11 protein-coding genes are annotated in these 13,288 nt (G+C 57.4%); 1 reads left to right on the forward strand and 10 read right to left on the reverse strand.

Annotated elements, in window-relative coordinates:
• Positions 1 to 529, reverse strand: a 529-nt coding sequence (locus BM299_RS15920) for a transposase (RefSeq protein ID WP_207545215.1), incomplete at its 3' end; no start/stop codon positions are given.
• A 77-nt stretch (positions 530 to 606) separates the two neighbouring features.
• Here BM299_RS15920 and BM299_RS15925 point away from each other — a divergent pair.
• Entirely contained in the window at positions 607 to 1,068 is a 462-nt protein-coding gene (locus BM299_RS15925; protein WP_245779829.1) for a site-specific integrase, read from the forward strand.
• A 218-nt stretch (positions 1,069 to 1,286) separates the two neighbouring features.
• Here the strand turns inward: BM299_RS15925 and murA are convergent, their stop codons facing one another.
• From murA to BM299_RS15970, 9 genes are all read right to left on the reverse strand, one after another.
• Positions 1,287 to 2,540 (reverse strand): UDP-N-acetylglucosamine 1-carboxyvinyltransferase, encoded by a 1,254-nt coding sequence (gene murA, locus BM299_RS15930; RefSeq protein ID WP_092486669.1) that lies wholly within the window; start codon positions 2,538 to 2,540, stop codon positions 1,287 to 1,289.
• A gap of 14 nt (positions 2,541 to 2,554) precedes the next feature.
• Positions 2,555 to 3,466 carry a UDP-N-acetylmuramate dehydrogenase gene (gene murB / locus BM299_RS15935; RefSeq protein WP_092486672.1) on the reverse strand — a complete coding sequence of 304 codons (912 nt, stop codon included), beginning with the start codon at positions 3,464 to 3,466 and terminating at the stop codon, positions 2,555 to 2,557.
• Positions 3,444 to 4,847, reverse strand: a complete 1,404-nt coding sequence (gene murC / locus BM299_RS15940) for a UDP-N-acetylmuramate--L-alanine ligase (protein WP_092486743.1) — start codon at positions 4,845 to 4,847, stop codon at positions 3,444 to 3,446. Before murC ends, murB begins: the two co-directional genes overlap by 23 nt.
• A 207-nt stretch (positions 4,848 to 5,054) precedes the next feature.
• Positions 5,055 to 6,161 (reverse strand): undecaprenyldiphospho-muramoylpentapeptide beta-N-acetylglucosaminyltransferase, encoded by a 1,107-nt coding sequence (gene murG / locus BM299_RS15945; RefSeq protein ID WP_092486675.1) that lies wholly within the window; start codon positions 6,159 to 6,161, stop codon positions 5,055 to 5,057.
• A gap of 13 nt (positions 6,162 to 6,174) precedes the next feature.
• On the reverse strand, positions 6,175 to 7,290 hold the full coding sequence (gene ftsW / locus BM299_RS15950) for a putative lipid II flippase FtsW (protein WP_092486678.1): 1,116 nt from the start codon (positions 7,288 to 7,290) through the stop codon (positions 6,175 to 6,177).
• Positions 7,291 to 7,393: 103 nt separating this feature from the next.
• Positions 7,394 to 8,746: a UDP-N-acetylmuramoyl-L-alanine--D-glutamate ligase gene (gene murD, locus BM299_RS15955; protein WP_092486681.1), complete on the reverse strand. Its 1,353-nt coding sequence runs from the start codon at positions 8,744 to 8,746 to the stop codon at positions 7,394 to 7,396.
• Between the two features lie 257 nt (positions 8,747 to 9,003).
• Entirely contained in the window at positions 9,004 to 9,993 is a 990-nt protein-coding gene (gene mraY, locus BM299_RS15960) for a phospho-N-acetylmuramoyl-pentapeptide-transferase (protein ID WP_092486683.1), read from the reverse strand.
• Positions 9,994 to 10,018: 25 nt separating this feature from the next.
• Positions 10,019 to 11,398, reverse strand: coding sequence for a UDP-N-acetylmuramoyl-tripeptide--D-alanyl-D-alanine ligase (locus tag BM299_RS15965; protein WP_092486686.1), 1,380 nt, complete (start codon positions 11,396 to 11,398; stop codon positions 10,019 to 10,021).
• Positions 11,399 to 11,772: 374 nt separating this feature from the next.
• Positions 11,773 to 13,254, reverse strand: coding sequence for a UDP-N-acetylmuramoyl-L-alanyl-D-glutamate--2,6-diaminopimelate ligase (locus BM299_RS15970; RefSeq protein ID WP_092486689.1), 1,482 nt, complete (start codon positions 13,252 to 13,254; stop codon positions 11,773 to 11,775).
• Positions 13,255 to 13,288: the final 34 nt, after the last annotated feature.

Genomic DNA, 13,288 nt, shown 5'->3' on the forward strand with positions numbered 1-13,288 from the left:
CAAGATAAGCAAAAATAGGGGCATATCCGTCGTATCCCTTGTAAGTACGGGACACTCCCTGTTTTTTAGTGCCGGAATTATCGAAAGGTGATACGTCAATATCTAAAGGAACATACTGGCGTTCTTTATTTGCGCCAAGAAATATTGGTGTAATCTGAACAGGATCATTGCTCAATAACTTAGCTGATTCTTCTAAAATAATTTGCTTCCATTGTTCGTTTTTACCGGCCATATCCAAGCGTTGCCGTAAAGTTGGACTGGAAGGTACCTTGGTAACATTTAGAGATATAGCAAAAAAGTCGTCTTCTCTAAACGGCTCAATGTGATCGAAGTCGCTTTTTCCCTGGCACAATAAGCCAATGTATGAAGTAACCACATCACCATGTGATATATTTGGTGTGTATACACCTGGAATGCTTGATTTATCAAGTCGCTTTTTTAGGTCGGTTTTAGCAATAAGAGCACCTACAAATGTAAGCCCGGAATGAGTAGTAAGGTATTCGTTAGACTGTTCGATAATGAATCTCATGTGTGCACCCCACAGGTGAATTATTGATATCTTAATTATCTTTGCATATCTTTATTATACTAAATATTTCACCTGTTATGGGCAGTTTTCTATTATTTAGTTCACGGATTCAGGAAATATTAATCAAGCCACCAAAAACGGAAAGTAGCATCAGGAAGGTAACCATTGACCCACACCTGACAGCCATGCTTAAACGTCACCGGATCAGGCAAAATGAGAAGAGATTAAAACTGGGGAATAAGTGGAAAGGAAATAACAATCAGGTTTTCACCGGTCCCACCGGGGGGTTAATGGTCCCGTCAACAGTGCAAAACTGGTGGATTAAATTTCGGGAGCAGAACGGCCTGGAAAATGTCCGGCTGCACGATCTCCGCCATACCCACGCCACCCACCTACTGGCATCCGGTAAGATTGATATTAAAACCATTGCCGACAGATTAGGCCATAAAAACGCCGCTATGACGCTAAACGTATATTCGCATGTATTGCCAGCGAAACAGCGGGAAGCCGCTTTAGCACTGGCGCACCTGTGGGAATAACAAATTTTTAATTCTGTCCGGCAAATATCCCCGGGCCTTTTCATTGCCCGTATTAGAAGGAGTTTGCAATTTTTTGCTCCCACAATACTCCCATTTCGCTACATTTGAAAAGCGCTACATAAATACTTCAGTTTACAAAACCGCAAAGCATTGATTTTACTGGATTCGCAAGAGTTAATTTCGCGCTTGTCCCCCCAAAAACCAAAAAAGAGTCCACATTAACTGTGCACTCGAATAATGCGCGCCCCCAGGGCGTTATATTTATTTTCCAGGCGCTCGTAGCCGCGGTCTATATGCCCCACATGGTCCAGCACCGTACCGTTTTCGGCACCCATGGCCGCCAGCACCAGCGCGGCGCCGGCCCGCAGGTCGCTGGCCTCCACGTAGGCTCCCGTCAGTTCGGGGACCCCCCTGACCACCGCCGTGTGGCCCTCCAAATTTATATCCGCTCCCATCCGGCGCAGTTCCATAACATGTTTGTACCGGTTTTCAAATATGGTTTCGGTAATCACGCTGGTCCCTTCGGCTACGGTCATCAGCGCCATGAACTGCGGTTGCATGTCAGTGGGAAAACCGGGGTAGGCCATGGTCTTGATGTCTACCGCCCGGGGTCTTTTGTCTGCCGCCACCCGGACCTGGTCATCTTTCACCTCCACATAAACTCCGGCCTCCCTCAATTTATTGATAACCGGTTCCAGATGCTCCGGGATGATATTGGCGATCAATATATCTCCCCGGGTAATGGCGGCCGCCACCATGTGCGTACCGGCTTCGATGCGGTCCGGAATTACAGAATGTTCCGTCCCGTGCAGGGAATTGACCCCGGTTATCTTAACGGTATCCGTTCCCGCACCTCTGATTTTTGCACCCATATTATTTAAAAAGTTTTGCAAATCCACTATTTCCGGCTCCCGGGCCGCATTTTTGATAACCGTTTTTCCTTCGGCCAGCACCGCGGCCATCATCAAGTTTTCCGTGGCCCCCACGCTGGGTAAGTCCAGGTATATTTCGCTGCCCTGCAGTTTTTCAGCCCGAGCACTGATGTAGCCGAACTTTTCGGTAATCCCCACCCCCATAGCTTGCATGCCTTTTAAGTGCAGGTTCATGGGCCTTGAGCCGATATTACAGCCGCCCGGGTATGAAATACGCGCGCACCTGAACCGGCCCACCAGCGGTCCCAGCACCAAGTTGGAAGCCCGCATGCGCCGCATTAATTCCTCGGATACTTCGTGGCAGTTGACCCTCCTGGCGTCGATGCGCATGACATCCTTTTCCCAAACCACGCTGGCACCGAGGTAAACCAGCACATCCCGCATCACCGCCACGTCGCGTAAACGGGGCACCCCCCGGATAACGCACTTACCGTCCAAAAGCAGGCTGGCAGCCATAATGGGCAAAGTGGCGTTTTTGGAGCCGCTGACGCGTACGGCGCCCGACAGGCTGTATCCGCCGGTTATCATAAACCTTTGCAATTGTCTCACCTCCGCTAAAACTCTCCCAGCATTTGCACCTCCAATACGAGTTTGACGCCGCATTTCTCCTCCACCAGATGCTGTACCCGCTCGATCAGTTTCAAAACGTCACGGGCAACGCCGCCGCCAAGATTGACGAAAAAATTGGCGTGGCGCGGAGATACCTGTATATTGCCCACCCGCATTTCCTTGCAGCCCGCCGCCTCAATCAGCCGGCCCGCGGAATCACCGGGCGGGTTTTTAAAAACGCTGCCGGCATTGGGGAATTCTAAAGGTTGGGTCTTCCTGCGCCGGGCCAGGTAATTTTCCATCCTTTTCTTTATCTCTTCCACACGACCGGGAACACCCTCCAGCACAACCCCCGTCACAATCACTTTCCGATCAGCCAGGCTGCTTTTGCGGTACTTGAAAACCAGTTCACCGGCATTAAAAATCAACCTGTTGCCGGCGTAATCATAAGCAGTTACCTGCCTGACCCGTTCGCCCACGGCGCAGCCGTTGGCACCGGCATTCATCACCAGCGCGCCGCCCACCGTGCCCGGAATGCCGGCCAGGAACTCAAAGCCCGCCAGCCCGGCCCGCATGGCCCGGTCAGCCAGGCGCGGCAGGGGCGTCCCGGCACCGGCTTTGATCAACGCACCCTGCACTTGCACCTCGGACAACCCCGGACCGATCTTGATGACCATGCCCCGAATTCCGTAATCGGATACCAGCAGGTTGGAACCGTTGCCCACCAGGGTAACGGGCAACCCGCGGGCGCGGGCGAAAATCAAGGCCCGCCGCAGGTCTTCTTCGTCCCGGGGCGCCACGAACAAATCGGCAGGCCCGCCAATGCGCCAGCTGGTGTGTTTACTCATGGGCTCGGCCAGAAAAACCGGGCTTTTCAGCGTTTTTTGCAAATCCTCATAAATTGCCGCATCCGTCAACCGGCAACTCCCCTTTTAATCTGTTCAGCAACTCGACGCCCGTTTTCCAGACATCACCCGCTCCCATGGTAAGCACCAGGTCGCCTTCCCGTAAGAATCCTTTTAAAAACGCAAGGGTCTCCTCGCGGTTCCCCAGGTAATGTGGGGGGGTTCCCCTGTGCCTGTGCACGGCATCCACAATCAACCGGGCTGATACGCCTTCCATGGGGCTTTCCCCGGCACTGTAAATATCGTTGATGATTACCACGTCCGCGCCGGTAAAACAGGTCCCAAAACGTTCATGCAACAGCGCCGTTCTGGTATACCGATGCGGCTGGAACACAGCAATGATGCGCCCCCGGTGCACCTGGCGGGCCGCCCGCAGCGTAGCCGCGATTTCGGTGGGATGGTGCGCGTAATCATCCACCACGGTGATGTTCCGCACCCGGCCCAACAACTGGTAACGCCTGCCGGCACCCCGGAAAAGTCGCAGGCTTTTGACGACATCGTCAAAAGGTAAACCCAGCGCGCGACTGGCCGCCACCACCGCCAGGGCGTTGGATAAATTATGCCGCCCGGGCACCACCAGTTCCAGCCGCCCCAGGTGCGCTTCACGGTAATACACTTCGCCCGAGGACCCGCTGTCATGCAGCTTGATACTGCGCAGGACATAGTCGGCCTGCGGGTGGTCCAGGGCATAGGTAATCACTTTCCCGCCGCAGTCCCGAGCCAGAGCCCGCAGGTTGGGATCATCAAGACAAAGCACCGCCGTGCCGTCTCCGGGCACTTTTTGCAAAAACCCCCGGAATGCATTGATTATTTCCTGCATCGAACCGTAATGATCGAGGTGATCATCTTCAATATTGGTCACCACCGCCAGGTAAGGCCATAGTTTCAAAAAGGATTTGTCGCTTTCATCGGCCTCCGCCACCAGGAATTCGCCCCGTCCGATTTTGGCGTTGCCGCCAATCTGAGTCAATTCACCTCCGATTAATATTGTTGGATCCTGGTGACATTGTTCCAATACCAACGCCAGCATAGCTGTCGTGGTGGTTTTCCCGTGCGCGCCGGCCACTGCTACACCCTTTTGCCGTTTCATCAAGAGGCCCAGCAAGTCTGCCCGGTGCATCACCGGAATACCCACTTTCCTGGCCGTCTGCAGTTCGGGGTTGTCGGGTTTTATGGCGGTGGAATAGACCACCAGCCCGGCATCCTTAATGTTAGCCCCGTCATGCCCTTGATATACTACGGCCCCCAGTTCCTGCAACCGCGCAGTTACCGGCGTGCTGTTCAAATCCGAGCCCCGCACATCATAATTCTCGTCCAGCAGCACCCTGGCCAGGCCGCTCATTCCGGCGCCACCAATACCAATAAAATGTACCTTGTCAGGAATATCGTACAACAACAGCCAATCATCTCCTTCCTGCACCGGATGGCGTAAATGCGGCAAGCCGGGAGAGAAAGATACCTTATATTATGCATAAGGCCGATAAGGTGTTACTGGCCCGTCATCCGGTGACAATTCCCGGGCTTGTCCTGTAAGAGTCGTCAGTCGTCGGTGGTCAATCATTAGTAATACAAAAGAACAAGATTGTATATAAAAGTAAGCCTATACCATTTCCGCTATGCTGTCCAAAATATCGTCCAGGGCGCGGGGTTTGCCCAGCCGGCGGCTGGCCGCGGCCATTTCCGCCAAACGGGCACGGTCGGCCAACAGTTTATCCACTTTCTCCAGCAACACCCGGCCCGAAAAATCGGCATCCCGCACCATGTCCGCCGCCCCCCTGGCAGCCAGTGCCCGGGCGTTGTGTTCCTGGTGATTGCCGGTGGCATAGGGGAAAGGTACCAGCAAGGCCGGCAAACCCCGCACCGTGATTTCAGCCAAAGTGGCGGCGCCTGCCCGGCTGACCACCAGGTCGGCTGCCGCCATGGCTTGGGGCATATCGTATAAATATGGCATGACGGTAATGTTTTCGATTTTTTCGTTATCTACGCCCCGGCTTTTCAGCATGTCCATAAACTCGGCGTGCTGCCCGCGTCCGGTTACGTGCAGCCATTGCAGCCCCGGCCGGCCTGCCAGAGAACCGAACGCTTCCGCCACGGCCCGGTTCAAGCTGCGGGCGCCCTGGCTGCCGCCAAAGGAAAGCACCAGCAGATCGTTCTCCCGCACGCCGAACTTTTCCCTGGCCCGGTTCCGGTCGGCGGCCAGAATTTCCGCGCGCACCGGCAGTCCGGTAAGCCGCACCGCGGCCCGGCGGGGAAAGTATTTTATTGAATCCTCAAAAGTAACCGCCACCCGGTCCACCACCCGGGACAAAATCCGGTTGGTGATGCCCGGAAAGGCATTTTGCTCGTGGATCAAGGTGGGGATTTTCATGCGGGCCGCGGCCAGCACCACCGGCCCGCAGACATACCCCCCGGTGCCCACCACGGCCCGGGGAGCAAAGTCGTGAATCAGGCGCCGGGCCTCCCGGTACCCGGCCAGGGCCTCCCAGGGCACCTTGAGGTTTTGCGGCGACAGGCTGCGCCTCAAACCCACCGCCCGGACGGTATGGAATTCCAGACCGGCCTTAGGCACAATATCCGCTTCCAGCCCCCGGCCGGTGCCGATATACATGACGGCGCAGCCGGGGAAACGTTCCTGGAGCCCCCCGGCAATGGCCAGGGCCGGGTAAATATGCCCTCCGGTTCCGCCGCCGGTTATAAGAAAACGCAAATAGTTCACCTCTTTACCTGGGAGTGCTGTACTTGGATATATTTAATAGAATGCCCACGCCCATCAGGGAAAAGATCAGGGAAGTGGAGCCAAAGCTGACAAAGGGCAGGGTTATGCCGGTAACAGGCAGCGAACCGGTAACCACCCCGATGTTTACAAACGCCTGAAGCGCGATGCCGGAAACAAGCCCGGCTGCCAGCAAGCTGCCGAAGGCGTCGGGACAGGTGATGGCGATTTTAAAACCCCGCCATACCAGTAAAATAAATAACAAAATAACCAAACTACCGCCGATGAAACCAAGCTCTTCACCGATGGCGGCAAAAATGAAGTCGGTGTGCCGCTCCGGCAGAAATAAAAATTTGGAATGTCGGCCCTGCCCCAGACCCATGCCCAGTAAACCGCCCGATGCCAGGGACATCAAGGCGTTGATAATATTCCAGCCCGCTCCGGTGGGGTCGGCCTCGGGGTCCAGAAAGGCCATGAACCGGCGCATCCGGTACGGTTCCAGAATAATGGCCGCCGCCACCCCCATTACGCCCAGACCAGCCAGGCCGGTCAGGTGTCCACCCCGGGCTCCGGCGGCAAACAACATAATAAAAACGGTGCCGCAAAGCGTGGCGGCCGTACCCAGGTCGGGCTGGGCCAAAATCAGCAGGGCCGCCGCACCGGTCACCGTCAGAAACGGCATAAGACCACTGCCCAAATATTTGATGCGATCTTTTTTCAAGGCCAGGCCGTAAGCAGTAAAGGTTATAATACATATCTTAACCAGCTCGGAAGGCTGAAAACTCAAAAAACCCAGATTAATCCAGCGCCTGGCGCCCAGGTACTCCATCCCGATGCCCGGGACCAGTACCAGCACAAGCAGTAAAAACGAACCGATCAGCATCAGTCCGATCCAGCGCTTCAGCCGGTAATAATCATAATTCATCATGAAAAACATGGCGCCAATGCCCAGCAACGCGCCAAACAATTGCCGCTTGAAAAAATGAAAGGGGTCGCGGAAGGGACCCTCGGGGTCGCCGGCAAAATATGCGCTGGCGCTGAACACCATAACCAAACCAATGCTGAGCAGCATCAGTACGGTAAGAAACAAGACAAAATCGGGTGCCCGCTTGCGCATACGCATACCCATCACCCCCTCCAAAGTAGTCATCAGTCGTAAGTGTTCGGTCGTCGGTTGGGCCATTCATTATCAGCTTTCTGTAAAAAGTGTTTGGGAATCTGACTATCTAAAGGCTGTTGACTATTTCCCGGAACAGGTCGCCCCGCTCCTCAAAGTTATTAAACATATCCCAGCTGGCGCAGGCCGGTGACAGCAGCACCACGTCACCGGGGCGGGCCGCCCGGTGAGCCGTTAAAACCGCCTCGCGAAAATCCCGGGCCCGCAATATTTCCCCGCACCCTGCCTGCCGGGCGGCCCGTTCCACTTCATCCGCACATTCGCCCAGCACCACCAGCACCCGTACCTTTTCCCGGGCCAGACGGGCAAGCTCGGTAAAATCACTACCCTTGTTTCTGCCGCCGGCCAGCAGCACAATAGGCCGGTCAAACGCCTCCAGGGCCTTGATGCTGGCATCGGGATTGGTACCCTTGGAATCGTTGACATAGCGGACTCCGTTTTTAACCGCTACGGTTTCCAGCCGGTGCGCCACACCGGGAAAAGTACGCAGCGTGTGGGCCAGCACCGCCGGTTTTACACCCAGGGCGAAAGCGGCCGCCACCGCCGCCAGGGCGTTCTCCAGGTTATGCCCCCCGGGAATGGCCACTTCACCCGCCGCCGCAATATCCGTTTCCCGCCCTTCCAGTCGCACAACAATCCTACCCTGGAGGACAAGAACCCCTTCTTTTAAATTATGCCTGCGGCTGAAAAATATGACCTGCCCGCCCGTTGCCTCCGCCAACATCCGGGTGCGCGGATCGTCGTAATTGAGCACAGTAATATCGCCCCGCCCCTGCCGGGCAAAAATGCGAGCCTTGGCCGCAATATAACCTTCCATGGTACCGTGGCGGTCCAGGTGGTCGGGGGTTATATTGAGAATTACCGCCACCCGGGGACGGAACTGCCGGGCGGTTTCCAGCTGGAAACTGGAGACCTCAGCTACAATCATGTCCTCCGGGCCGTAACCTTCCACTACGTCCACCAGCGGCAGGCCTATGTTGCCCCCCACCAGGGTGTGGATGCCCGCCGCCCGGAAAATTTCACCGACCAGGGCGGTGGTTGTGGTTTTGCCGTTGGTCCCGGTAATGGCCACCATGGGCGCCCGGGCAAACCGGTACGCCAATTCCAGCTCGCCCGTTACCGGAATTCCGTGCCGCATGGCGGCGGCCACCGGGGGTACGGTGGGCGGTACGCCGGGGCTCACCACCAGCATGTCAAATGTGCCGGGCATTACTTCGGGGTAATTACCCAGCACAGCCTGAACGCCGGAGTCAATAAGATCATCCAGTTCCCCGTTGAATTTATCTTTGGTCCTGGTATCCGTGAGCGCCACCGCGGCCCCCCGGCGCACCAGGAAACGGGCCACCGAGATACCGCTCTTCCCGGCCCCCACCACCAGGATTTTTTTGCCTCGCAGTTCCAAAACAACACTACCCTCTTTCGCCCATCTGTTTTCAACAGTTGTTCATATTCGCAGCGACATGACGGGGTTAGTGGTCCCCGCTGCGCTGGTGAATCTCCGCGGGAAAAAGGGGACAGGCTACTTTTTTGCTTTTTAAAAAAGTTGCCTGTACCCTTTTTCCCACGTAGTTTTTGCTGTTGCCTGTACCCTTTTTCCCGGAGGCTTACCTCGAAAAATTATTACAATTTATTTCCAGGAAAAGTAGCCTGTCCCCTTTTTTACTTCAAGCCGTACAGCCCCAGCGCCGCGAAAATTACCGAAGCCAGCCAAAAAGTGCGCACCACCCGGGTTTCGCTCCAGCCCCCCAGTTCAAAATGATGGTGCAGGGGGCTCATGCGCAGTATGCGCCGCCCGAATACCTGGAAAGAAAAAACCTGTAGTATGACCGACAGGGTCTCAAGCACAAAAACCCCACCGATAACCAGCAAAAAAAGCTCGCTCCGGGTGAGCACCGCCGCCGCGCCCAGGGCTCCGCCCAGCGCCAGAGAACCGGTGTCCCCCATGAACACCCGGGCCGGATGCCGGTTGTAAAAAAGGAAACCAATACACCCGCCGGCCAGCGCCGCCATGGCCAGTGCCGTTCCCGGACTGCCGGACAAAAGGCTCACCGCAACATAAGCCAGGGCGGCCACCGCGGTAACCCCGGCCGCCAGCCCGTCCAAGCCGTCCGTGAGGTTCACGGCATTGGCCGTGCCCACTACGACGACAACGCTGAAAATGACGTAAAGCCAGGGAACCGGTTCCAATACCACATGGTGACCGGTGAGCAATGTGCCGAAGGGCACCGCCACGCCGGTGCCGCGGTCCAGCACCGTAACGGCCAGGGCTCCTAAAAGCGCCGCCAGCAGCACCTGGCCCAACAATTTTTCCCGGGCGCGCAAGCCCAGAGATCGCTTAAGCGCCACCTTAATATAATCATCCATAAATCCAATTGTTGCAAAACCCAGGGTGACACCCAGGACCACCAGGGCGTCCCGATCGCCGCCACCGGCGTACAGTCCCGCCGCCAGCGTGCCGGCGACAAATATTACTCCGCCCATGGTGGGGGTACCGGCCTTGCTGAGGTGCCGTTGCGGCCCGTCGGTCCTGATGTTCTGGCCAAACTTGAGCCGGCGCAGCAGGGGGATGAGCACCGGCCCCAGGGCCAGGCTAACCACCAGGGCAATCATAAAAGCCTGGACTATTTTGTAATCTATGGCTAAACTCATGGGCCCTCTCCCTTAAAAACAGCAATTAATCTTTCAACAGACCTTCGATAATCTCCTCCATGCGTATGCCCCGGGAACCCTTGACCAGCACCACGTCCCCCGGTCGCAGTTCCCGCCGCAGCACCTGCAGAGCCTCTTTTTTGTTATTGCAGTCTATAACGCCCCCCGGGGTGCCTCCGGACCGGCGCGCGCCCTCCGCCGTCTCCCGGGAGAGTTCGCCCACCGTGACCAATAACGCCACCCCGTGCCGCACCGCGGCGGCGCCGACCCGCCGGTGACCGTCAACGGCGCCGGCGCCCAGTTCCAGCATATCGCCCAGCACCGCCACCGCCCGGCGCCCGTCTTCGGCGGCGAGTTCCTCCAGGGACTGCAGGGCGGCGCAGGTGGAATCCGGGTTGGCGTTGTAAGCATCATTTATAATGGTATAATTATTACCTTCCATAATGTCCATCCGCATCCCGGAAAGGGCGATCCGGGACAGCCCGGCAGTCACCTCCGCCGGGGTCAACCCCAGCAACAGCCCGACGCCTGCCGCCGCCAGGGCGTTTTGCACATTATGCCGGCCCGGCAGCGGCAGGTGAACTTCAAACGACACATCTCCCATCACCACCGTAAACCGGTTACCGGCGCCTTCCCGGCGTATATCCCGGGCATAGATGTCCAATCCCTCGTCCAGCCCGAAGTACAGTACCCGGCCGTGACAGCGGCGCGCCTGTTCCCCGGCGTGCGGGCTGTCGCCGGGCAGGAGGGCGAAACCGTCCGGGGAAATGTGTTCTAAAAGCTCCCCCTTGGCCCGGGCGATATTTTCCACGGACCCCAGTCTTTCCAGGTGGGCGACGCCGATATTGGTAATGACAGCGCAGGTGGGCCGGGCCAATCGGCACAAGGCATTGATTTCCCCGGGGCCCCGCATGGCCATTTCCACTACTCCGGCCCCGTGTTCGGGGGAAAAATCCAGCAAAGTCAGGGGCAGCCCGATTTCATTGTTGAAATTGCCCCGGGTTTTCAGTACCGGAAACCGGGTTTCCAGCACCGCCGCCACCATATCCTTGGTGGTGGTTTTGCCGCTGCTGCCCGTAATACCCACCACGGGCACGGTAAACCAGCGGCGGTGGTAGGCCGCCAGAGCCTGCAGCCCGGCCAGGGTGTCGCCCACCCTGATCACCGGCACCCGGGGGTCCACGTCCATCGCCCGGCTTACCACCACCGCAGCGGCCCCCCCGGCTACAGCCCGGTCAATGAAATCATGCGCGTCGAACCTTTCCCCCCGCAGGGCAAAAAACAGGTCCCCCGGCTTAATTTGCCTGGTATCCGTGCAAACCCGGGCGACTTCTACCCCCTCGTCGCCCTGCAAAAGCCTGCCGCCAATGGCCCGGTATACCTCACCCGCCGTCATGGTTTTCATTTAAAAAATACCCCCTTTGGTGCCGGGTATAGCTCTGGCAGTGTTACGCATAACGCAAGCCGCCCGCCACGGGGACGGTTCCATCGTCTTCCCGATTAAGGTATGGGGACACACCCCTTCGGGGAATGTCCACGATTCTTTCGCTGCGCTTCAGGGACATGGGGACATTCATACGTTGGGGACATTCATACGTTGGGGACATTCCTTCGAAGGAGGTGTGTCCCCTTTCCGCTGAAGGAGGTGTGTCCCCTTTCCGCTGAAGGAGGTGTGTCCCCTTTCCGCTGAAAGAGGTATGTCCCCGTACCTTAAAACCGTCCCCATGGCTCCGCCAGATATTTTACATAAAAGTAGGCAGGAATTTATCAGTCAAGGTACTAGTTTAAGTCTGCCCCCAGGGCTTTGGCGGCTTCTTCGCGGTCGTCGAAGTGAAAGCGGCGGTCGCCGATGATCTGGTAGGTTTCGTGCCCCTTGCCCGCGACAACCACCACGTCGCCGGGCCCGGCGTCCCGGATGGCCTGCCTGATGGCCGCCCGCCGGTCGGGTATCACGGTGTAATTGGCGCCGTCAACCTTGCGGACCCCCGCCAGGATATCCTCGATAATTTGTTGCGGGTCCTCGGTACGGGGATTGTCGGAAGTTACCACCGCCAGGTCGCTCATCCGGACGGCGATGCCGCCCATCAGAGGACGCTTGGCCCGGTCCCGGTCCCCCCCGCAGCCGAACACTGTAATCAGCCTACCGGCGGTGATTTCCCGGGCGGTGGACAGAACATTCTCCAGGCCGTCGGGGGTGTGCGCGTAATCCACCACCACGGCAAAATCCTGTCCCCGGTCCACCAGCTCGAACCGGCCCGGCACCCCCGGCACCCCTTCCAGCGCCTTTTTTATCGTGGCCGGGGGGATATTGTCCGCCACGCCGGCGGCCACCGCCGCCAGGGCGTTATACACATTGAACTTGCCCGTCAGCCGCAGGTGCAGCGAAAGGTTTTCGCCGTTCACCGTCACATCAAAGGACACCCCCCGGGCCGTCACCCGGACATTTTGAGCCAGCAAGCCGGCGGGGGGACGCAGGCCGTAGGTAATTACGGGCACCCGGCAAGCTTTGATGATTTCTTCCGCCGCCGGGTCGTCGGAATTTATTATAGCATGCTTGGGCCCCTGCTTGTGAGCTTCCCGGCCCAGACCGGCAAACAACAAGCCCTTGGCCCGCAGGTATTCCTGCATGTCGCCGTGGAAATCCAGGTGATCCTGGGTGATATTGGTAAACACCGCCGTATCAAACTCGCACTCCTGCACCCGGTGCAGCACCAGCGCGTGGGAACTGACCTCCATCACCACCGCCTGCACCGCCTCACCCGCCATTTCCGCCAGCAGCTGCTGCAGGTCGGCGGATTCCGGGGTGGTATGCTCCACCGGCAGCACCCGGTCGCCGATGCGGTTTTCGATGGTGCCGATAAGCCCCGTCTTCAGGCCATGCTCCCGGTATATGGCGTTGATCAGGTTGGTGGTGGTGGTTTTGCCGTTGGTGCCCGTGACCCCCACCATTTTCATTTTCCGGGCGGGGTAATCGTAAAAACGGGCCGCAACCAGCGCCAGAAACTCGCGGGTATCTGCCACCAGCACCCGGGCCACCCCTTCAGGCACCGGCACGTCTTCCTGCACTGCCACCGCGCCGGCACCCCGTTCCACAGCGTCCGCTACGTATAAATGACCGTTTGTTTTAAAACCCTTTATGGCCACAAACAAAAAACCCGGCTTCACCCGCCGCGAATCATAAGCTATTCCCTGTATTCGCCGGTCCGGCGCCTGTGAAACTTCTAAAACCGGCAGCCCGGCCAACAGGTCTGACAATAACAACCCGCAGTCCCCCTTATTTTTTATTAAAGATTAT

It is taken from the genome of Desulfoscipio geothermicus DSM 3669 (assembly GCF_900115975.1).
Classification (GTDB): domain Bacteria; phylum Bacillota; class Desulfotomaculia; order Desulfotomaculales; family Desulfallaceae; genus Desulfoscipio; species Desulfoscipio geothermicus.

Bases quoted from the DNA above. Each gene is read 5' to 3' on its own strand.
- mraY (WP_092486683.1), bottom strand. From the start codon at position 9,993: ATGAGTTTAGCCATAGATTACAAAATAGTCCAGGCTTTTATGATTGCC.
- BM299_RS15965 (WP_092486686.1), bottom strand. From the start codon at position 11,398: ATGAAAACCATGACGGCGGGTGAGGTATACCGGGCCATTGGCGGCAGG.
- BM299_RS15925 (WP_245779829.1), top strand. From the start codon at position 607: ATGGGCAGTTTTCTATTATTTAGTTCACGGATTCAGGAAATATTAATC.
- ftsW (WP_092486678.1), bottom strand. From the start codon at position 7,290: ATGCGTATGCGCAAGCGGGCACCCGATTTTGTCTTGTTTCTTACCGTA.